An 18,940-nucleotide genomic window follows, 5' to 3' on the forward strand; every position below is an offset into this window, starting at 1 on the left:
TTGAACCGGCAGCCGGTTCAATCAACGACTGTTCTATGGGATCACCAATGTATACCTCTTTTAGAACTTCTCTCCAACCAAATCACCGGCAGTACAGGACCGGCCCTGCGGTCGGAAAGAGTTGTCAACAGTCAATCCTCTATCTGTTCGGCAAGGATCTCAACGGTATGGCGCACCTTGACAGGAGCACCGTCCTGATCCATACCGCCACGGATCTGCATCACACAGCCCGGACAGTCCATGGCCACCACCGGGGCACCGGTGTTTTTGATGTTGGTCAGCTTGCGTTGCAGAATCGGCGCGGAAATTTCCGGCAACTTCAGGGAATACGATCCTCCCATACCGCAGCAGACATCACACTCAAACATCTCGGTCAGCTCATAACCGGTCTTCTGCAGCAGTTGTCGCGGTGCCTGGTCAGCGTGCATGGTCCGTTTGAGGTGGCAGGAATCGTGGTAGGTAATGCTACCGAGCTGCTGTCCCTCCTTGAGGGTCAGCCGGCCTTCGTCAACCAGTTTCTTCACCAGGGTGGAGAAGTCAATGGTCTTGGCCGCCAGTTCCCTGGCCTGCGGCAGCCACTTGCGCTCCCCTAAACTTTCAAAGGTGGTGATGAACTCGTGATCTAACGCCACTGTGCAGGTTGGACAGGCCGAAATAACGTAGTCAGCCTGATCGGCAAGCAGGGCCTTGATGTTGTCAACCGCATTGCTGGCCGCCACCTCATAGGCGCCGCTGTAACGGGCCGGTGCACCACAGCAGGTCTGCCCCTCGGGAAAGACCACCTCAATTCCTGCCTTGTTAAGAATTTTGACCAGTGCCTCTCCCATCTCCGGATATGCAAAGTCAATCAGACAGCCTGCATAGAAGACTGCTTTTTCCGGAAGACCTGCCGGCTGACGGATGGTTTTGAACACATCACGAAACGGCTTGGCAGCAATAGCCGGCAGGCTGCGCCCATCGGTGAGATCGGCCAAAAACATCGGCAGATGGCGGATAAACTTGGTTCCTTTGGCAAACGGTTTGGATGCCAGCGAGGCGGCCCGGAGCATACCGTGAAAGACGCGCCGATTGTTCACGAGGCTGTAGATGGATTTATGCAGCAGCGGCAACCCCTGCTCTTTCACCAACCGCCGGCGGATCTCCATGATCAGACCGGGGATGTCGATCTTGCCCGGACAGACATCCTTGCAGGCGCCGCACTGAATGCACAACCCCTGAATCTCCTCCGAGCTTTTCAACTCATCGTACCAGGCGGTGAGAATGGTGCCGATGCCGCCGGTGTACACCTTGCCGAAAACATGTCCACCCACCAGGCGAAAAATCGGACAGACGTTGAGGCAGGAAGCGCAGCGGATGCACTGCATGGCCTCTTTGAACATCGGGTCAGCCGCCATCTCGCTCCGCTTGTTATCCATAAGAATAATATGCAGATTCTTGAGACTGCCATCACTGTTGGGAGTCTGCCCGGAGATGATCGTCACATAACTGGTCAGCAGCTGGGCGGTTGCGCTTCGCGGCAGAGCCTTGAGAATCGGGGCAATATCACTGAACTTCTCCACCAGTTTTTCAATACCGATCACGGCAATATGAATTTTGGGCAGTGACGTAACCAGGCGGGCATTGCCCTCATTGGTGACCAGCACAATCGAGCCGGTCTCCGCCACCGCGATGTTCCCACCGGAAATACCCATGTCGGCCCGGAGAAACTTGGGCCGCATTTCCTGACGGGCCACCTTGACCAGTCTGGGGATGTCCGAGGTGAGGCGCTCCTCCACCTCTTTGGAAAAGAGATCAGCCACCTCTTCTTTAGTCATATGGATGGCAGGCATGACCATATGCGAGGGTGTCTGACCGGCCAGCTGAATGATCCATTCACCGAGATCAGTCTCATTGACTTCGATCCCCTCCTTTTCAAGAAACGAGTTGAGATGGATCTCTTCCGTGGCCATGGACTTTGATTTGACGATCGATTGGACGCCGTTTTCCCGGGCAACTTGCAGGATATACTCACGGACCTGGGCCGGATCACTGGTGCTGAACACCTTGGCCCCTCTGGCTTCCGCATTTTTTTGAAACTGGGCGGCCAACTCCTTGAGATGCGCAGCAGCATACCCTTTCCGCTCGGCGATACGTCCTCGCAGGGCTTCGAAATCAACACCTTCATACGCTTTGGCACGGTTGACCTTGTAGGCTTCGGAAAACTTACCCAGCGCCCCGGTCAGATTGGCGTTGTGCAGTGCCTGATCAATGGATGTTTTGAATTCTTGTTGCATCAGTTGGTCCCCCCCAGTTCATCGACAAAACAAATGACCAGTCGTGCCGGTCCATGCACACCAATGGTCAACACCCGTTCAATATCAGCGGTACGGCTCGGTCCGGTGATCATGGCCAGATAGCCGGCATCATTCGGGTTGGCATCAGTCAGCCATGCCGTCATATCGGGACGCAGGCCTGATGTGGCGATCATGGCCACATGAATAAACGGCAGGGTCGAAACCAGCCGTTTATCAATCGCCGTGGCATCCTGAACCAGAGTACCGATATCAGCCAGAGCCCAGTCGACCTGACTGATACCCACCCTGGCTCCTGCCGCCTGTTGCCGGGTCACATCAAAAAAGACCCCGGGAATTGCAGCTAACTGCTCATGGTCGATGCCGTCTACAAAAGGACCGGCAGCCACCACGCAGTACTGACCATCCTGATCAGCCACGCCCTCCTCCTTCAGAAAATCAACAAGAAAAGCCAATGCGTCGGCACTGGTCGTAAAACGGTGCACCTCGGCACTGACGCCTTCCGCTTTTGCTTTGAACTGTTCGTACATGCAAACCTCCTCTTGTGTGTGCGGCCCGGCAGCTGCGCTCCGTGCGCCTGGATACCGGTTTTCTAACGGTCACCAACCATACTTAAATTGGTAAGATAATTTTACCTGCCATTTTCAGTAAATATATTTTAACCTATACCATTATGTCAACATACTTTTTTCAACAATATGCAAAAATAATATTGACGAATTCTGCAGAATAAAATAATTGGTAAGACCAAATTATGGTTCCTTTGTGCTCTCAGGGAAAACCTGCACGACAACAGACAGCCGTGTTTTTTTGCCTCACATCTACAAGGAGAAACAGCATGCCCCAAAGACCTCGCCCCAGCCAAGATTCAACAGATCCATCGTGCCGTCCGGTAACAACTGCCCGCAGCTCTTGCCATCACATCTTCAACCTTTCAGCATAAGAGGTATCCCCAATGTCACTTGCGCTACTTGCCTCCATCGCCCTGCTGCCCATTGCTCTTGCTCTCGTTCTTATGGTCGGATTCCGCTGGCCGGCCACCCGTGCCATGCCCCTTGCCTGGCTGGTCACCGCCCTGGCCGGTCTGTTTGTCTGGAAAATGCCGCTGAGCTTTGTGCTGGCCTCCACGCTGAGCGGATTCGGCGGAGCCATCAATGTGCTCATCATCGTTTTTGGAGCCATTCTCATTCTCTACACGCTGCGCGACAGCGGCGGCATGGAGACCATTAACCATGGCTTTCACGGCATCAGTCGCGACCGGCGAGTGCAGGTGATCATTATTGCCGCCATCTTCTCCGCCTTTCTCGAGGGTGCCGCTGGTTTCGGTACTCCGGCGGCCATTGCCGCACCGCTGCTGCTCAGTCTCGGCTTTCCGGCCCTGGCAGCGGCCATGGTCTGTCTGATCCTCAACTCCTTCCCGGTGACCTTCGGCGCCGTCGGTACCCCGGTCTGGTTCGGCCTGTCCAACCTCAAACCCCAGGTCGAAGCGGCCATTACCGCCGGTCAGGCCGGTGACATCACCTCGTTCGCCATGTTTCTCAAGGCGATCGGCCAATGGGCAGCCCTCTTTCATCTGCCCATGGTCTTTATCATGCCACTGTTCGTCAACATGATGCTCACCCGCTTCTTCGGGAAGAACAAGTCCTGGCTGGAGGGCCTGGGTGCCTGGAAATTTTCCCTCTTTGCCTCCACCTGTTTTGCCGTGCCCTACGTGGCCACAGCCTTCCTCATCGGCGAGGAGTTCCCGGCCCTGGTGGGTGGACTGATCGCCACCGGCCTGGTGGTCACCGCTGCCAAGAGAGGATTCCTCCTGCCGGAGAAGGTCTGGGATTTCGGCCCGCAGGCCACCTGGGAAAAAGAATGGACCGGTACCATTGCCACCGAAGAAAATAAAGAGTTCAAGGCACACATGAGCCAGTTCCGCGCCTGGTTACCCTACGTACTCATCGGCGTTATCCTGGTGCTCACCCGGGTCAATTTTCTGCCGCTCAAGGCCTGGCTGAACAGCATCAGCTTTGATGTACACGCCATTCTCGGCTACCCGTCGGTCACCTACTCTATCAAACCCCTCTACCTGCCCGGCACCATCCCCTTCATGCTCGTGGCCGTGCTCACCATCTTCCTGCACGGCATGAACGCGGAAAAGATCAGGGCCACCTGGTCTGACTCGTTCAAGGCCCTGAAAAACCCGACCATTGCCATGTTCTTTGCAGTGGCCATGGTGGAAATCTTTAAACAGTCAGCTCAAAATTCCCTGGAGCTGCCATCCATGCCACTGGCCATGGCGCAGGCCGCGGCCGGTATGGCCGGTACCTCCTGGCCGATGTTCACCTCCTTTGTCGGTGCCCTCGGAGCCTTCATCACCGGCTCGAACACCGTATCCGACCTGCTGTTCGCCGAGTTCCAGTACGCCACCGCAACCCAGCTGGCAATCTCCAAGCAGATCATCGTCAGCCTCCAGGCTGTGGGCGGTGCCATGGGCAATATGGTGTGTATCCACAACATCGTCGCCGCCTCAGCGACTGTCGGGCTTGTCGGCCAGGAAGGGCTCCTCATCCGTCGAAACTCGGTACCGATGCTGCTTTATGGTCTGATCGTCGGTACTCTCGGCCTTGTTTTCTGCTACATCATGTTTCCGGGTACCTATTAACCCGCAAACAGGAAAACAGCGTACAGGCATGTCAGCACCGATCCCGGCAACTGTTCCGCTTGCCGGGATCGGTGACTGTCTTTTTATCTCTCCCCGCCCGCACCAACGGCGGGGCATCTCTTTTTATACGTTGCAATTCCAAATGTATTCAGGTAGATATCAAGTTGATAATCGATCTATTTCTTCATCCTATCCGCCCATGAAATTTAAACCGATCAAAGCCAAGAAGATCTCCAATCTGATCGCCGACCAGATCCGTGGCGCCATCCTTGCCGGTGACTTTGCCCCGGGTGACAAGCTGCCGCCGGAACGGGAACTGGCGCAGATGTTTGGTGTCTCCCGTCCCTCGGTACGTGAAGCCCTCAACCTGCTCGCCTCCATCGGCCTGGTTATGTCGTACCAGGGAGGCGGCACAGTGGTACAGTCACTGGTCGATACCGCCAGTGAGACGCCTCTTGGTGAGTTGATCAGTCAGCAGCAGGAACGTGTTCTGGAAGTGATTGAAGTGCGCAAAGGCATGGAATCCTGGACTGCCTTCTACGCCGCACAACGGGCGCTGCCTGAAGACCTGCGTCGTATGGATGAGATCATCGCTGCGATGCGTAAAAACACTGAAGCCTCCGTACCGTCCGAAGACCTGGATGCCAACCTGCATCTCGTCATTGCGAGAGCCACCCACAACATCGTCTGGCTGCACCTGATGCAGAGCCTGTTCGATGCCATGAAAGAGTTTCAGCGCAGCGTCTGGCGAGCCGTCTATCTGACCCGTGAAGATTTTGATCTGCTGCTCAATCATCATATTGATATAGTGGAGGCTATCCGTCGCCGTGACCCGGAGTCAGCCCGGGCAATAATGATGCAGCACCTTGACTTTGCCGAACGCCGCAGCGTTGCCTACGTAGCCCGCACCTCCAACTGATTCACGGGCCCGGGAAGGCCACAACCTTCCGCTCCCCCCACCCCCCTTACAACCACTGCCGGCCCTGTCGCGCCGGTGCACCAGTCGATCCGGTATATTTTTTATTTGACAGATACCGTGACAAACATTAATTGGTAAGACAAGTAACCAGAAAGAATGCCCCTTCCAGAGGCCTGCCCTAGCACCGACCCTTTCGGTACCCGAAGCAAAGGAGACTGTATGCTTGACAAGGAAATCATGGAAAAACTCGCAGCACTGGTCGGCCAGGATAATATACTGACCGGCAAAATGGACAGGTTGACTTACAGCTATGACGCCACCGCTGACCTGCCACGGCAGATGCCGGACGTGGTCGTGCTGCCCACCGACAGTAACATGGTGCAGGCCATCGTCCGCTTTGCCCGCAAACATCGTATCCCCATCTACCCGCGCGGGGCCGGTACCAACCTGAGCGGCGGCACGGTACCGATCAAACAGGGGATCGTCCTCTCTTTTCAGAAGATGAACAGGATCCTTGATGTCGATCCGGCCAACCTCACCGCCGTGGTCCAGCCTGGGGTGGTCATCGGTGCCCTCAACGCGGCCGTGGCTCCACACGGTCTGATCTATCCGCCTGACCCCGGCACTGTGGCCACTGCCACCATGGGCGGTTCAGCAGCGGAGAACTCGGGCGGCCTGCGCGGTCTCAAATACGGTGTTACCAAGAACTACATCATGGGCATGGAAGTGGTGCTGGCCAACGGTGACAAGGTCCGCTTCGGCGGCAAGACGGTGAAAAATGTCACGGCCTACGACTTCGCCACCCTGTTCATCGGCTCTGAAGGAACGCTTGGCATCATCACCGAACTGACTGCCAAACTCATCCCTGCCCCGAGATTCCGCCGCACCATGACCGGGGCCTTCTCCACCCTGGCCGATGCAGGCAACGCTGTGGCCGGCATCATTGCCGCCCAGGTCATCCCCGCCACCCTGGAGATCATGGACAGGATGACCATCCAGACCGTGGAGAACTTCGCTCACATCGGCCTGCCCACCGAGGCCGAGGCCCTCCTGCTGATCGAGGTGGACGGCATGTCCGCAGACCTGGTCCAGGCCGAAACTGAGGCCGTGATCCAGGTGGTCCGGGACAACCACGGCGACCTGTGCACCGCGGAAACCGACCAGGAGCGAGACCAGCTGTGGACCGCGCGGCGCAACGCCCTGCCCGCCCTGGCCTCGCTGAACAACACGGTCATCCTTGAAGATGCCACTGTGCCCCGCTCGCGCATCACCGACATGCTCGTTGCCTGCGAACAGATCGGCAAAAAGTACAATCTGGCGCTCGGCACCTTCGGCCACGCCGGTGACGGCAACCTGCACCCAACCATCCTCTGCGACAAGCACAACAAAGATGAGATGGCACGGATGCACCAGGCGGTGGACGAGATCTTCCAGGTCGCACTTGAGTTCGGCGGCACGCTCTCCGGCGAACACGGCATCGGCATGGCCAAGATGCGCTATCTCGGCAACGAACTGGGTGAAAGCGGCCTCAACCTGATACGTACCATCAAAGAATCGCTCGACCCCGATTACCTGCTTAACCCGGGCAAGATGGTGCCCGCGCACGAGGTGTAACCATGACCGAGACCACAACCGCCACCCGGCCGAACAAGACCTACCATGATGAACTCGCGATCATCCGCGCAGAACTCGACAAGTGCATGAAATGCGGTAACTGCATGGCTGTCTGCCCGGTGTACGGGGTGGAACGGAAGGAGGCCGCGGTCACACGGTCCAAGGTCGCTGTGGCACAGGCCGTGCTCGACGGTGACCTCGAACTGGACGACCCGGAAGTTTACGAGATGGCGTTCAACTGCCTGGTGTGCAAGTCCTGCATGATCAACTGTCCGACCAAGGTCAATTTCGACCGTATCATGCTCGCTCTGCGTGCCGCCCTGGTGCGCAAGAACGGTCTGCCCTGGCTGAAGAAGATGATCTTCTCCACCCTCAGGCATCCGAAGCTGTTTGATGCCGGTATGCGCCTTGGTGCGACCATGCAGTCCCTCGTATTCCGCAGCGAAAAGGAGAGTCGGGCAATCTCACCGCGTTCGCCCTTTGCCCTGGCCGGCGGCGCCATTGGTTTCGATGCCGAGCGCAAGCTGCCCGGCCTGAACAGTACGCCGCTGCGCGAACAGGTGCCCGAGGTGGTGCGGGTGACCAATCCGGTCGCCAGCGTGGCGTTTTTCACCGGCGACTCACTGAATTACTTCTATCCTGAGGCCGGCCGGGACCTGATTGAGGTGCTCACCGCCAACAACATCGAGGTCCATATCCCTAAGGGGCAGAACTGCTGCGGTGTTCCTGTGCTGGTACACGGCGATATTGATACCGTCCGCACTCTGGCCAGAAACAACATCGATATCTTCGAGGCCACCGGCTGCGACTACCTGATCACCGGCTGCGGTTCCTGCGGCGGTGCCTGGCAGCACGACTACAGCGAACTGCTGGCAAACGACCCGGTCTACGGACCCAAGGCCGAAAAGTGGGCCAAACAGACCTATGACATCTCGACCTTCCTCACCCGCATCATCCGGCTGCGTGCACCACAGGGCCGGATCGACAAGGTGGTGACCTACCACGATTCCTGTCACCTGAAAAAATCCATGGGAGTGGCGGTGGAACCGCGCGAGATCCTGCGCCTGATCCCGGGCGTCACGTTCAGGGAGATGAGTGCTCCGGACACCTGTTGCGGCAGCGGCGGCTCATACGTGCTCACCCACTTTCAGACCGCTTCGACAATCGGCCGGAAAAAAGCCGAGGACATCGACCGGACCGGTGCGGAGACCGTATCCGTGGGCTGCCCTGCCTGCATGATGCAGCTGCTCGACAATGTCCATCGTTTTGGCGCCTACCAGGAGGTGACACACTTTATCAGCCTGCTGGCTGAGTCCTATCGGCGGGAAAAAAACTGATTCAGCAAGGTGATGCCGGGCCGCGGTCGTGATCTGTGCCGCCCGGCAATCCGGGTTATTCTTCCTGTAACGTGAACTTCCAGGCACAAAACCACTCTGCCGGGTGAGGGTCCGGCGGGCAGCCGACACATTCCGTCACAAAACGGCTGTCAATGGTCCGGGCAAAGGTAGGGTACTCCACCATACCGGCGGATTTACATGGATAGTCGGCAAGCCCCTTGCGTTTTCTGGCAGCCTGTACCCGACAGTTGTTCATATAAAAAATCAGACAGGTGTCACTCACCTCTTCAATGGACTGTTCGTTGATAAAGGCATACATGCGAAAGGCAAGGGCCTTTTTCAAGGCGGCCACACCTCCGTTGTCGGGCAGACCGAGCAGGTTCTTGATCCGGGCGGCCTCAAAGGGAGAAAACCGGGTCCAGCAGGTGTCGTTGCACCGCTTGGCATCACCCATGCCGAATCGCTGTTCCACCGCCTGAAACCAGATACCGTCGTTGGCCAACCAGTTGATGCTTATTTTTTCGATCAGATCGAGCAGAGCCTCCTGAGACATGGTCTGTAAAAATGCTGGCGTACCGTTTTCAGTGGAGAACCCCAGAGTCTTGCCGAGGCGGTCGAGCTGGTTGCCTAACGTTGCCTGCCACACCTCTTCCTCAACTTTAAGAGCCTTTTCCAGACCGATCTGATGCTGCACTTCGGCAAACCAGACACCGTAATGGACGATTATCCGATGAAAACCGTCCATCACCATTTTAACCAGCATGCCCTGATCGATCTGTCTGTCCAACCCGGTTGTCTTGCTCATCCGCTGTCCTCCGTGTTTGCTGTTCATGGTCCACCCGGTCTCACTAACCGATATCTGTTTTTTTGTGCAACGGTTTCCAGACGCTCTTCACCATACCGATCGTCAGCTCTGTTGTTCGAAGCGCACCGGAGCTTCTCCTGTTATTGCAGAATATCCTTTACCTCCCGGGGTATTTAGTGTCTTGTGAAAAAAAAGGCAGGCTGACAAACAGGCCATCGATCCAGTCAGGCAGAAAGGCGGAAGAAGAGAGATCGACGGCATCGACAGCATGCACCGGCATCCGGCAGACAAGGAGGCATACATCATGATCGTTGATCCCACCACCTTACGACCAATTGTCAATGTTGACGGACAGACCTGTTTCGGCTGCGGCGTGCACAACCCCGTCGGCCTACACATGGAATTCTACACCGATGACCGGCAGGTCTATTCGTTCCTCTCTATCCCTGCTGCCATGGCAGGGTGGGATCAGACCGCTCACGGAGGTATCGTCTCAACCATTCTCGACGAGATCATGGGGTGGTCGGTTATTTATTTACTCAGAAAAATCGGGGTGACCAAAACCATGACCGTCACCTTTCTCAAACCGGTACAGGTGGAACAGCCGCTCACCGTGATCGGTAGCATCGAGGAGATAGTATCGGAACGGGAAGTGCTGGTAAACGGTGTGCTCCACGGTGAAGACGGTGCTGTTTATGCCACCTCCCGGGCAACGTTTGTCCCCATGAGCGCCAAAACGGCTGTACGGTTGAAGGTGATGAGTTCGCCCTACCTGGAGCGGTTTCTGCCGGTTCTGGAACAGGACTGGGCTACTTAAGCAGACAGCTGATCCGGAGTTTCCGTCCTGATACCGGGAGAGGCTGCCAGTGAACGGCAGATCCGGCCGGGCAACTGCCGCTCAAGCAGTGTTTCTAAAGTGGTGACCGCCCGGCAAAAGGCGCTTAAATCAATACCAGTGTCAACGCCCATCCCCTCAAAGAGGTGCACCGCGTCTTCAGTGGCCACATTGCCAGGTGCTCCCTGCACAAAAATACAACTTCCCAGACCACCGGCGGCCACATCAAACACCCGGACTCCGGCCTCGTAGCCGGCATAGATGTTCACCAGTCCCAGGCCACGGGTATCATGCAGATGCAGAACCAGTTCCCGGTCAGGAAAAGCGGCCCGGAACGCACCTGCCAAATGCCGTACCTGGTGCGGATGAGCCAATCCGGCGGTATCAGCCAGATGAAGACTGGTTGCACCGGCGGCCACCAGGCGATCGACTGTCTCTAAAATGACTGTCGTCGAAATCCCGCCTTCGTAAACACAGCCAAAAGCACTGCGTATCCCGGCCTGCACGACAAAACCAGCCTCTACGGCAGATCGTATCAGACGGACAGCTGCCTTCAGGTACTGGTCCATCGGCCGACCGCCATGCCGCCGGCTGTCGGTATCCGAAACCGGCACAAAGGTGCTGACCCGTTGCAGACCGCAGAGATGTGCCCGCTCCAGCCCCTTTTCATTGTACACAAAGGCACTGCAGAGCAGCTCCGGGTACTCCTGGCGGACCAGCGAGGCCAGGGCATCCGTATTCGCCGCCTGGGGAACGGAACGGGGATTGGCAAAACCGCCCAGCTGCAATCGGCGCACACCGGCACCCACCAATAACCTGACGATTTCGAGTTTCTCCGCCAGGCTCAGTAACCGGCCTTCGGTCTGCAGCCCTTCCCATAGTGATTCTTCTTGCAAGACAACTTTCATGATCCTGTATCAATACAAGTCATTGCACCCAATAGCAATGATTTCCTCTTACGGAAAGAAACCATCCAACAGGATGCAGGATTATCGGGTATGGCTGGAGTACAGCCTCTCACGTCTGCGTCAAGAGCGGTCTTCATCCTGTTGAGATGACAAAAAACAGACGCCTGTTCCACACGCATTTTTACAATCAGGGTACCTGCAACCACCTGCGAACAGTAGCCGACAAATCCCTGGAAAAATCATCTGATTCACCGTACAATAAAAATCCGACACCTTCTCATTCATCACAACGGATGCCACTCTCCAACCCAGCCCATGGAGGCAACTTTTGAACATCGTCTCTCTCCTGGGCAGCGCCCGGAAAAACGGCACCAGCGCACGTATCGCCCGGGCCTTTACCGACACTGCCGTCGCCTACGGTGCCACAGTCACCGAATATCCCCTCAACACCATGCAGTACCGCGGCTGTCAGGGATGCGAAGGCTGCCATACCCGCTCCGATCGCTGCGTACTCCGTGACGATGCCACTCCTGCACTTGATCAGCTCTACCACGCTGATATCGTTCTTTTTGCCGCACCTGTCTACTTCGGGGACACCTGTGGTCAGTTCAAATCGTTTTATGACCGCATGTGGTCACTCCTTCGCACAGACACCGACGACGATGAAGCGTACAGCCGACTGCCGCCGGGCAAGACAGCAATACTGCTGCTGACCCATGTGGACAGGGCCGCCGCCCACGATGATGTTGTGGAACGTTATACGCGTACCCTGGAACTGTACGGCTTTACAGTTCGCACGCTGACCGCTGCCGGTCTCCTCCTGCAGCCGAACACAGACGTTGATTCGTACCTGCAGGCGGCAACCGTCCTTGCCCGGGAGCTGATGCGGGCGGAGTAACGGTTAACCGGGATGTGGTACCCGGTGGCGGGCGAGCTCGTACACCGCATCACCAACTCCGATTACCGCTGTACTGTAACGGGCAAAGGTGGAGAGCTGGTGACGGATATCCGGATAGGCGCTGAACGGCAACCGATTCCGGATACAGAGGGCGATCACCAGCATCAGGGTATTGTAAAACGGTAGCTCAAGAGCGTCTGCCTGTTGCAGAACCCGGCGATCTTCAGACAGAACAGGTTGTTTCAGAAGTTGCGCTGTCCGACACAGCTGTTCATCCGTTGTACCGGTGGACACGCTCTCAATCTGCCTGCAGCCCTGCGGACAACCGCCGTATTCGCTGACCACACCGGGGATGAGCAGAAGAGAAAAGGAGCAGGCGGCAATGGGCAGTACTTCCAGACGATGCAGGTAGATCAGGGTTGAAGTGTCAACAACTCCGCCTTGCACCTGCTCCAATGCCTGGACAGTTACCCCTGGCCCAACAGCTGCAATTCGTTTACTCTGTGGTTTTCCACCCCCCATCACACTCATCCTAACTATCCGAACTTGAAGAACAACAGCCAAGACACCTGCAAAAAAGAACACGCGGTCAGCCTGCAACTGGAGCAGAACCGGTGTTAAGCGCATGATGTCTGCATGCCTGTATAACCTTAAGGAGAAGACATGGACCTGCAATTTGTCGTTAACCCGGATCTCTGTATCCAGTGTGGAGCCTGTGCAGATGATTGTCCGTTACGAGTCATTCAGATGGAATCCGGCTATCCATCCCTCAATCCGGCCAGGGTCCGTCTTTGCATTCACTGTCAGCACTGTCTGGCTGTCTGCCCCACCGGCGCCCTCTCCATCTTGGGTTTTAAGCCGGAAGATTCACTGCCCCTGCCGGAGAGTCTTCCCAACGCACAGCAGATGATCGCCCTGATCAAGGGACGGCGTTCAACACGTCGTTTTCTGCCCGAACCTCTGGACCCCGGCCTGATCGAGCAGATGCTCGCCACCATTGCCAATGGTCCCACCGGCAAGAACAACCGGCAGTGCCTGTTCTCAGTGATTGAAGATCCCGCCACCATGGCTGTTTTCCGGCACGAGCTCCTGGAAGGTTTGCGTCGGGCGGTTGCTGAAAGGCGGCTCAGCCAGGGCCTGAGCTATTTCCGGCACGTGGTTTCAGCCTGGGACAAGGGCCGTGACATCATCTTCCGAAACGCCCCGCACCTTCTGATTGTCACAGTTCCTTCGACAATAACCACGCCGGATGCCGACAGTATCATTGCCATGACCTACTTTGAACTGCTGGCAGCCAGCATGGGGATCGGTACCCTCTGGAATGCCATGATCCGCTGGGCAATTTCCACCATCGATATTGACCTGTATCAACGTCTCAACATCCCGGAAGACCACATCAAGAGTTATGCGCTGCTCTTCGGTCGACCGGATGTGCAATACCATCGGACCGTACAGCGCGATCAGGTCATGATCAATCGGGTCCGCCTGGTATGAGGCGGGGCACGCACCGATCAGCATCCCGACAGACCACCTGATATGGAGTCCGTCTCCTTTAAGCCGCCATTCTGGCTCCGCAATCCGCACATCCAGACCCTGTGGCCGAAACTGTTCCGGAAACGACCAGACCTCCCCCTGACGACCGAACGAATCGATCTGGCTGATGGTGACTTTATAGATCTGACCCGGATCGTCGGCTGCAGAGGCCCGGTGGTGCTTCTACTGCACGGCCTGGAGGGCAACCTCGACTCTCACTACGCTCTCCCCACCATGGCATGCCTTGCCGCGGCCAACCTGCAACCGGTTTTCATGCACCTGCGCGGCTGCAGCCACGAACCCAACCGCTCGGCACGAACCTACCACTCCGGCGCGATCGAGGATCTGGAAGAGGTCCTGCTCGCCCTTCGCAACACCAATCGTCCTGTTACCGCTGCACTCGGCTTTTCGCTGGGCGGGAACATTCTGCTTCGATATCTGGGCATGCGGGGAGATACAGCACTCCTGCAGACAGCCATGGCCGTGTCGGTCCCCTTTGTCCTTGCCGACGCTGCCGATCGGCTTGAACAGGGCGGTTCGCGACTCTATCAGCTGTATCTGCTTACCAAATTGAAACAGGCATATCAGCGGAAATACCGTAACACTCCATCGCACCTGCAGGTGAACCTGGACGATATTCAGACGATCCGGCAGTACGACGAGCACATCACCGCACCGCTTAACGGCTTCAGCGGAGCTGTTGACTACTATCGCCGCTGCAGTTCAATGAACTACCTCTCCACAATCACAACCCCGACGTTACTCCTCCACAGCCGGGACGATCCCTTCATGTATGCTCATACCGCCCCACGGGTGGATCAGGTTGGGCCGGGGGTGCGTCTGGTCCTTCTGCCCCATGGCGGACACGCGGGCTTTATTCGCGGCACCTGGCCCTGGCGGACAACATACCTGGTCGATCAGTTGGCACCGGCCTTTTTCCTGCAGAACTCTCAGGATAGGACACCCGCCGAATAACCCGGCTGGACAACGATTGTTTGTGGGGCTGCCGGCCAAGGAGAAACACGAGCAGAACAGAAAATCGGCCGGCAGAGACGGATAAACGACGAAAACAATCAACATACTAGGGCTGCTTGCCGTCAATGGCAAAACAGATATCCCGCTCCACCAGGAAAATCAGGCCGTTAACAGATAAGGGTGCACCAACCGGGCGCCCAGAGACTGCCCACATCTGGGCAGGGGAGAAGTCAAATCAGTCTGCTATCAGACAGCTGGGCCACCGTTTCCGGCAACTAGCGGGGAAACTGTCCGCGGTAGGCCCTGATTGTATCGGCGATCTCTTCCCGTGACTTACCGATAACGGCAAACGTTCCCATCTCCTCGATCATGCGCAGCGAGGCCTCGATAATGGAAAACATCAGCGCACAACCCGTGCCCTCACCCAAACGCATATCCATGTTCAGCATGGGCTCAAGACCGGTGACTTCCTGGAGCAATCTGGCACCCGGTTCAGAGGAGAGATGGGAGGGAATCATGTACTCCACAGCTGTGGGATGCAACCGCATGGCTGCCAGAGCAGCAACATTGGAGATCAGACCGTCGGTGACCACCGGTATCCGCCGGGCGGCACAGGCCAGATAGGTGCCTGTCAAACCGGCAATATCAAGGCCGCCGACCTTGGCCAGCACATCAAGGGGATCTTCCGGATCCGGCCGATGCAGGTGCACAGCCTGCTTCACCACCTCTTTTTTTCGTTCAAAGGCCTCGTCAGTCAGACCGGCTCCGCGACCGACAACCCGTTCAATCGGCGCTCCGGTAAAGGCATAGAGCACAGCACTGCTGGCAGTGGTGTTACCAATGCCGATCTCTCCGGTGCCAAACAGATCATACCCCTGATCAATGGCCGTATTGGTCACCTCTATCCCGGTCTCTACGGCCCGGATAACCTCTTCCCGGGTCATGGCCGGTTCCTGCAGAAAGTTAGCCGTGCCGTAACGGATCTTCCGGTTCAATACCCTGGGCAGATCAACGTCAACCTGAATACCGATGTCAACGGCAATGATGTCAGCACCCGCATACCTGGCAAGAAAGTTCACCCCCATGCGGCCCGAGGTGACAAAATCAGCTCCGATCCGGGTGATATCCTGGGGATACATGGCAATGCCTTCTGTGTAGACCCCATTGTCAGCCATCATCACCACAATCGCCTTTTTTGAGATCGTATTGTGGATCTGCCTGGTTATCCCCGCAATCTGACGGGCAATATCTTCGAGCTTACCCAGACTGCCCGGTGGCTTGAGGCAATAATCAATTGCTTTCTGAGCGGCGGCCATGACCAATCGGTCAGTCGGTCTGATGGCGTCAAGGGTCTTCTTCAGCAGCAGCATTGCTCCCCCCTCACCGATAGTTGAATCGGACAAGAATAGGTAGCTCACCCATGAACTCAACCTCGCTTAACGTGGCGTTATCAACCTTGAAACGCCAGTACCCTTTACCAACCGATTCACAGAAAAAATGAGCCAGCAGAGAGCGGATACATCCGCCGTGAGAAACCACGGCCACGCGTCGGCCGGGTTGGGAGCGGACGATCTCTTCAACCGAGGAGACAACACGATGTGTGAATGCAAAAAAGTTTTCGCTGCCGGGTATACGGGTCTTTTCCCAGTCCGTGAGCCACGTCTGCCAGATTTCGGGATACTGTCTGGCTATTTCTGAAAAATGCATCCCCTCCCACTCGCCAAAATGAAACTCCTGCAGGCTTGAGTCCGTAATGATCGGTGCATTGTCACCGAAAACCAGGGTTGCCGTTTCCACAGCCCGGACAAGAGGGCTGGAATAAACAGCGTCCACCTGCAACGCATTGATGCGCTCACGCAGGGAAAGGGCCTGGCGGCGACCATGATCATTCAGGGAGGTGTCGGTACTGCCCACAAGAACACCTGTTTTATTTTGTTCGGTTTCACCGTGACGAATTAGATACAGACTGACTGTGCTCATAACAGAAGATATTTCCAGAGAAAGAGAAAAACAAAGAGGCCGACCAGTTCTGCAAGTTCGATGGTGGCACCGATGGTATCACCGGTAATACCGCCAAGCCGGCGGGTCAGATAGGCGGCAAAGAGCACCGCCATACCGGCAGTCGACAGATGCAGAATGCTGGTAACCACAAGAACCGTGACCAATGAAAAATTCCACAGAAACAGTAAACAGGCAACGATGATCACGGACAGCAGGGTGGCTGCTGCCGCATGCACAAGCCCGGTTTGATTGACAAAACCACCGATACCGTTTTCATCACGGGCATAACGGGCAACCGCAGCATGCCACGTCAGAGCCATATGCCCAAGCACCGGCACGGCCAACACTGCCAGCACACCTCCTTCGACAGGCACAGTGCGCAGGAGTACAAATTTACTGAGGATGGTAAGAACCATTGTGCCGACACCATGTGCGCCCAGGTTGGAATCGCGCATGATCTCAAGTGTCCGTTCCCGGGTGTTGTAGCTGAAAAGACCGTCCGCCGTGTCGGCAATGCCGTCGAGATGAAGGCCGCCGGTGATCCAGATGAGCATGACCACCGCGGCAAGAACCGCCACATCTCTGTCCAGCAGCATCTCAAATCCGGCATAACAGCCGGCCGCCGGCAGGGCAACCAGAAGCCCGATCAGCGGCATCCACTTCATACCCTGCACAAAATGAACCGCCGTGAAATCAACCGCCACAGGAATGGGGTATCGGGTCATGAACTGAATCATCAGAATCAACGAGCGCATAGTACGTCAGTCACCCTTGATCCGCACCGGTATGCCGGAAACCACCCAGTAGACTTCGTCGGCAACAGCGGCCAGACGCTGATTGATCCGACCGGCACAGTCGCGAAAAAATCGGGTCATGGGCGAGGCGGGGACAATGCCGCACCCCACCTCATTGGTCACTGCTACCAGATCAGCCCGTCCCTGCTGCGCTGCCGTATAAATAGCCTTGATCTCGACCAGGATCTCTTCCTCAACCTCGGCCAGCCGACCGCGGGATACATGGTCCCAGTCGATACGGTGGAGATGGAGCAGGTTTGTGGCCAGCACGGTGAGACAGTCGAGCAGGATGGCATCACAGCACCGCCCCTGTTCGGCAATCACAGCTGAGGGCCTTTCCGGTGCTTCGAAGGTCTGCCAGGAGGAGGGACGCTGACGGCGATGCCTGGCGATACGGTCGATCATCTCTTCATCAAAAGGCCTTGCAGTGGCGATATAGACTATCTGCGGACCAAAACCGGCCACCAGTTGTTCAGCAAAGCTGCTCTTGCCGCTGCGTGCCCCACCAGTCACCAGAAAAATCCGTCCCATATCACCTCATACCGTTGTCAGTTCAAAACCATATCAGGTCCTACCTGCCGGCACAGGCAACAGCCGCCGGGACCCGCACCACCAACTTCAAAAAAAGACGTGCCCTGCCGCCAAAGCACGGACCGTCACCGTTCAGTCGGGTGTAGACTCTTAAAAAACGAAGACTGCCGCCATACCATCGCTGTCTTTTTCCACGAAGACGCACATACAGAGGAGTATCTGGCTTTTCCGCCGCAAAGCGGAATCACAGTTGCGGGACAGCACGGGAATCACACCCGTTTCCTCCGTTCGGATCGCTTCCAATCCGGCGGAAGCGTGGCCTGCACTATACCGAATTCAACAAAAAAAGACAGCGTCAAATGGAACGGAGCAAAAGACCGGTCAGTGATGATCGTCCTTATTTACAGGCAAAAAAAGTGACGTAATTGCCGATTTCAGCGATACCGGCCCGGGTAATCTCCGGACTCAGCATATTCTGATCATGTCCTTTTGACCGGCTCCAGGCATCAAACTGTTTCAAGGGGGTGGTATGGTTATACCCGACGTTCTCAACACAGAGTCGGCTGCCGGAGCGTGCAAAACGGTCGTCAAAGTTGGCATGGCCAATCATCTTTTGCCGGGACATGGCAAAACTGTGGGTTTTAGCCAGATGCACAAGGTTGGCATCAAACCGCAACGGGTGCAGGCCGTTGTCGCGGCGGTAGAGGTTGATCTGCTCAAGAAGAGTACGGCCGTACAGTGTGACGCCGGTTTTCTCTGCAGCAGCTGTCGTCATGGGCAGAAGCGTGCATAAAACGATGCCGCCCGCGAGTATACACTTTGTCATCTTCATGGTACCGCCTCTTTATC

General features: G+C 56.5%; 18 protein-coding genes and 1 riboswitch. Of the genes, 8 read left to right on the forward strand and 10 right to left on the reverse strand.

Annotated features, from left to right (window positions below; all coding sequences use genetic code 11):
- Nucleotides 1-131: 131 nt before the first annotated feature.
- Together ldhH and HP555_RS00810 are read right to left on the reverse strand one after the other, a co-directional pair.
- On the reverse strand, nucleotides 132-2,273 hold the full coding sequence (ldhH, locus tag HP555_RS00805; protein WP_199263328.1) for an L-lactate dehydrogenase (quinone) large subunit LdhH: 2,142 nt from the start codon (nucleotides 2,271-2,273) through the stop codon (nucleotides 132-134).
- The gene (locus tag HP555_RS00810; protein ID WP_199263329.1) at nucleotides 2,273-2,821 is read right to left on the reverse strand and encodes a LutC/YkgG family protein; all 549 of its coding nucleotides are present in this window, start codon (nucleotides 2,819-2,821) and stop codon (nucleotides 2,273-2,275) included. Before HP555_RS00810 ends, ldhH begins: the two co-directional genes overlap by 1 nt.
- Before the next feature lie 425 nt (nucleotides 2,822-3,246).
- On the opposite strand from HP555_RS00810, the gene HP555_RS00815 reads away from it, so the two are divergent.
- The 4 genes from HP555_RS00815 to HP555_RS00830 all read left to right on the forward strand — a co-directional run bounded on the left by HP555_RS00815 (nucleotide 3,247) and on the right by HP555_RS00830 (nucleotide 8,811).
- Complete coding sequence (locus tag HP555_RS00815) at nucleotides 3,247-4,941, forward strand: L-lactate permease (RefSeq protein WP_199263330.1); 1,695 nt, start codon at nucleotides 3,247-3,249, stop codon at nucleotides 4,939-4,941.
- A 199-nt stretch (nucleotides 4,942-5,140) separates the two neighbouring features.
- Entirely contained in the window at nucleotides 5,141-5,860 is a 720-nt protein-coding gene (locus HP555_RS00820) for a FadR/GntR family transcriptional regulator (RefSeq protein WP_199264456.1), read from the forward strand.
- A gap of 219 nt (nucleotides 5,861-6,079) precedes the next feature.
- On the forward strand, nucleotides 6,080-7,474 hold the full coding sequence (locus HP555_RS00825; protein ID WP_199263331.1) for an FAD-binding oxidoreductase: 1,395 nt from the start codon (nucleotides 6,080-6,082) through the stop codon (nucleotides 7,472-7,474).
- A 2-nt stretch (nucleotides 7,475-7,476) separates the two neighbouring features.
- Nucleotides 7,477-8,811 carry a (Fe-S)-binding protein gene (locus HP555_RS00830; RefSeq protein WP_199263332.1) on the forward strand — a complete coding sequence of 445 codons (1,335 nt, stop codon included), beginning with the start codon at nucleotides 7,477-7,479 and terminating at the stop codon, nucleotides 8,809-8,811.
- A 55-nt stretch (nucleotides 8,812-8,866) separates the two neighbouring features.
- Here HP555_RS00830 and HP555_RS00835 read toward each other — a convergent pair whose 3' ends face one another.
- On the reverse strand, nucleotides 8,867-9,616 hold the full coding sequence (locus HP555_RS00835) for a DUF6125 family protein (RefSeq protein ID WP_199263333.1): 750 nt from the start codon (nucleotides 9,614-9,616) through the stop codon (nucleotides 8,867-8,869).
- Between the two features lie 304 nt (nucleotides 9,617-9,920).
- Here HP555_RS00835 and HP555_RS00840 point away from each other — a divergent pair, with 304 nt between their 5' ends.
- Entirely contained in the window at nucleotides 9,921-10,433 is a 513-nt protein-coding gene (locus tag HP555_RS00840; protein WP_199263334.1) for a PaaI family thioesterase, read from the forward strand.
- Here HP555_RS00840 and HP555_RS00845 read toward each other — a convergent pair.
- Nucleotides 10,430-11,359, reverse strand: coding sequence for a beta/alpha barrel domain-containing protein (locus HP555_RS00845; RefSeq protein WP_199263335.1), 930 nt, complete (start codon nucleotides 11,357-11,359; stop codon nucleotides 10,430-10,432). The genes HP555_RS00840 and HP555_RS00845 overlap by 4 nt on opposite strands.
- A 328-nt stretch (nucleotides 11,360-11,687) precedes the next feature.
- Here HP555_RS00845 and HP555_RS00850 point away from each other — a divergent pair, with 328 nt between their 5' ends.
- Nucleotides 11,688-12,257, forward strand: coding sequence for a flavodoxin family protein (locus tag HP555_RS00850; protein ID WP_199263336.1), 570 nt, complete (start codon nucleotides 11,688-11,690; stop codon nucleotides 12,255-12,257).
- 3 nt (nucleotides 12,258-12,260) lie between these two features.
- On the opposite strand, the gene HP555_RS00855 is transcribed toward HP555_RS00850, so the two are convergent.
- Nucleotides 12,261-12,884, reverse strand: a complete 624-nt coding sequence (locus HP555_RS00855) for a hypothetical protein (protein ID WP_199263337.1) — start codon at nucleotides 12,882-12,884, stop codon at nucleotides 12,261-12,263.
- A 36-nt stretch (nucleotides 12,885-12,920) separates the two neighbouring features.
- Between HP555_RS00855 and HP555_RS00860 the strand changes: the two genes are divergently transcribed.
- Nucleotides 12,921-13,751, forward strand: a complete 831-nt coding sequence (locus tag HP555_RS00860) for a nitroreductase family protein (protein ID WP_199263338.1) — start codon at nucleotides 12,921-12,923, stop codon at nucleotides 13,749-13,751.
- A 42-nt stretch (nucleotides 13,752-13,793) separates the two neighbouring features.
- On the forward strand, nucleotides 13,794-14,765 hold the full coding sequence (locus tag HP555_RS00865; protein ID WP_199263339.1) for a hydrolase: 972 nt from the start codon (nucleotides 13,794-13,796) through the stop codon (nucleotides 14,763-14,765).
- 275 nt (nucleotides 14,766-15,040) lie between these two features.
- Here the strand turns inward: HP555_RS00865 and cobT are convergent, their stop codons facing one another.
- The 5 genes from cobT to HP555_RS00890 all read right to left on the reverse strand — a co-directional run bounded on the left by cobT (nucleotide 15,041) and on the right by HP555_RS00890 (nucleotide 18,923).
- Nucleotides 15,041-16,135, reverse strand: coding sequence for a nicotinate-nucleotide--dimethylbenzimidazole phosphoribosyltransferase (gene cobT / locus HP555_RS00870; protein WP_199264457.1), 1,095 nt, complete (start codon nucleotides 16,133-16,135; stop codon nucleotides 15,041-15,043).
- A 10-nt stretch (nucleotides 16,136-16,145) separates the two neighbouring features.
- Entirely contained in the window at nucleotides 16,146-16,745 is a 600-nt protein-coding gene (locus tag HP555_RS00875) for a histidine phosphatase family protein (protein ID WP_199263340.1), read from the reverse strand.
- Nucleotides 16,742-17,521: an adenosylcobinamide-GDP ribazoletransferase gene (gene cobS, locus HP555_RS00880; RefSeq protein WP_199263341.1), complete on the reverse strand. Its 780-nt coding sequence runs from the start codon at nucleotides 17,519-17,521 to the stop codon at nucleotides 16,742-16,744. The genes HP555_RS00875 and cobS overlap by 4 nt, the downstream gene beginning before the upstream one ends.
- A gap of 6 nt (nucleotides 17,522-17,527) precedes the next feature.
- On the reverse strand, nucleotides 17,528-18,091 hold the full coding sequence (gene cobU, locus HP555_RS00885; protein ID WP_199263342.1) for a bifunctional adenosylcobinamide kinase/adenosylcobinamide-phosphate guanylyltransferase: 564 nt from the start codon (nucleotides 18,089-18,091) through the stop codon (nucleotides 17,528-17,530).
- A 193-nt stretch (nucleotides 18,092-18,284) separates the two neighbouring features.
- Nucleotides 18,285-18,430: riboswitch (cobalamin riboswitch) on the reverse strand.
- Nucleotides 18,431-18,488: 58 nt separating this feature from the next.
- Nucleotides 18,489-18,923 (reverse strand): CAP domain-containing protein, encoded by a 435-nt coding sequence (locus tag HP555_RS00890; protein ID WP_199263343.1) that lies wholly within the window; start codon nucleotides 18,921-18,923, stop codon nucleotides 18,489-18,491.
- Between the last annotated feature and the right edge of the window lie 17 nt (nucleotides 18,924-18,940).

The organism is Desulfobulbus oligotrophicus (assembly GCF_016446285.1).
In the GTDB taxonomy this organism is placed as follows: Bacteria; Desulfobacterota; Desulfobulbia; order Desulfobulbales; family Desulfobulbaceae; genus Desulfobulbus; species Desulfobulbus oligotrophicus.

Bases quoted from the DNA above. Each gene is read 5' to 3' on its own strand.
- cobS (WP_199263341.1), bottom strand. From the start codon at position 17,521: ATGCGCTCGTTGATTCTGATGATTCAGTTCATGACCCGATACCCCATT.
- HP555_RS00815 (WP_199263330.1), top strand. From the start codon at position 3,247: ATGTCACTTGCGCTACTTGCCTCCATCGCCCTGCTGCCCATTGCTCTT.
- cobT (WP_199264457.1), bottom strand. From the start codon at position 16,135: ATGCTGCTGCTGAAGAAGACCCTTGACGCCATCAGACCGACTGACCGA.
- HP555_RS00855 (WP_199263337.1), bottom strand. From the start codon at position 12,884: ATGCGCTTAACACCGGTTCTGCTCCAGTTGCAGGCTGACCGCGTGTTC.
- HP555_RS00845 (WP_199263335.1), bottom strand. From the start codon at position 11,359: ATGAAAGTTGTCTTGCAAGAAGAATCACTATGGGAAGGGCTGCAGACC.
- HP555_RS00820 (WP_199264456.1), top strand. From the start codon at position 5,141: ATGAAATTTAAACCGATCAAAGCCAAGAAGATCTCCAATCTGATCGCC.
- HP555_RS00840 (WP_199263334.1), top strand. From the start codon at position 9,921: ATGATCGTTGATCCCACCACCTTACGACCAATTGTCAATGTTGACGGA.
- HP555_RS00890 (WP_199263343.1), bottom strand. From the start codon at position 18,923: ATGAAGATGACAAAGTGTATACTCGCGGGCGGCATCGTTTTATGCACG.
- HP555_RS00875 (WP_199263340.1), bottom strand. From the start codon at position 16,745: ATGAGCACAGTCAGTCTGTATCTAATTCGTCACGGTGAAACCGAACAA.
- HP555_RS00835 (WP_199263333.1), bottom strand. From the start codon at position 9,616: ATGAGCAAGACAACCGGGTTGGACAGACAGATCGATCAGGGCATGCTG.
- HP555_RS00830 (WP_199263332.1), top strand. From the start codon at position 7,477: ATGACCGAGACCACAACCGCCACCCGGCCGAACAAGACCTACCATGAT.
- HP555_RS00810 (WP_199263329.1), bottom strand. From the start codon at position 2,821: ATGTACGAACAGTTCAAAGCAAAAGCGGAAGGCGTCAGTGCCGAGGTG.
- cobU (WP_199263342.1), bottom strand. From the start codon at position 18,091: ATGGGACGGATTTTTCTGGTGACTGGTGGGGCACGCAGCGGCAAGAGC.
- ldhH (WP_199263328.1), bottom strand. From the start codon at position 2,273: ATGCAACAAGAATTCAAAACATCCATTGATCAGGCACTGCACAACGCC.
- HP555_RS00865 (WP_199263339.1), top strand. From the start codon at position 13,794: ATGGAGTCCGTCTCCTTTAAGCCGCCATTCTGGCTCCGCAATCCGCAC.
- HP555_RS00860 (WP_199263338.1), top strand. From the start codon at position 12,921: ATGGACCTGCAATTTGTCGTTAACCCGGATCTCTGTATCCAGTGTGGA.
- HP555_RS00825 (WP_199263331.1), top strand. From the start codon at position 6,080: ATGCTTGACAAGGAAATCATGGAAAAACTCGCAGCACTGGTCGGCCAG.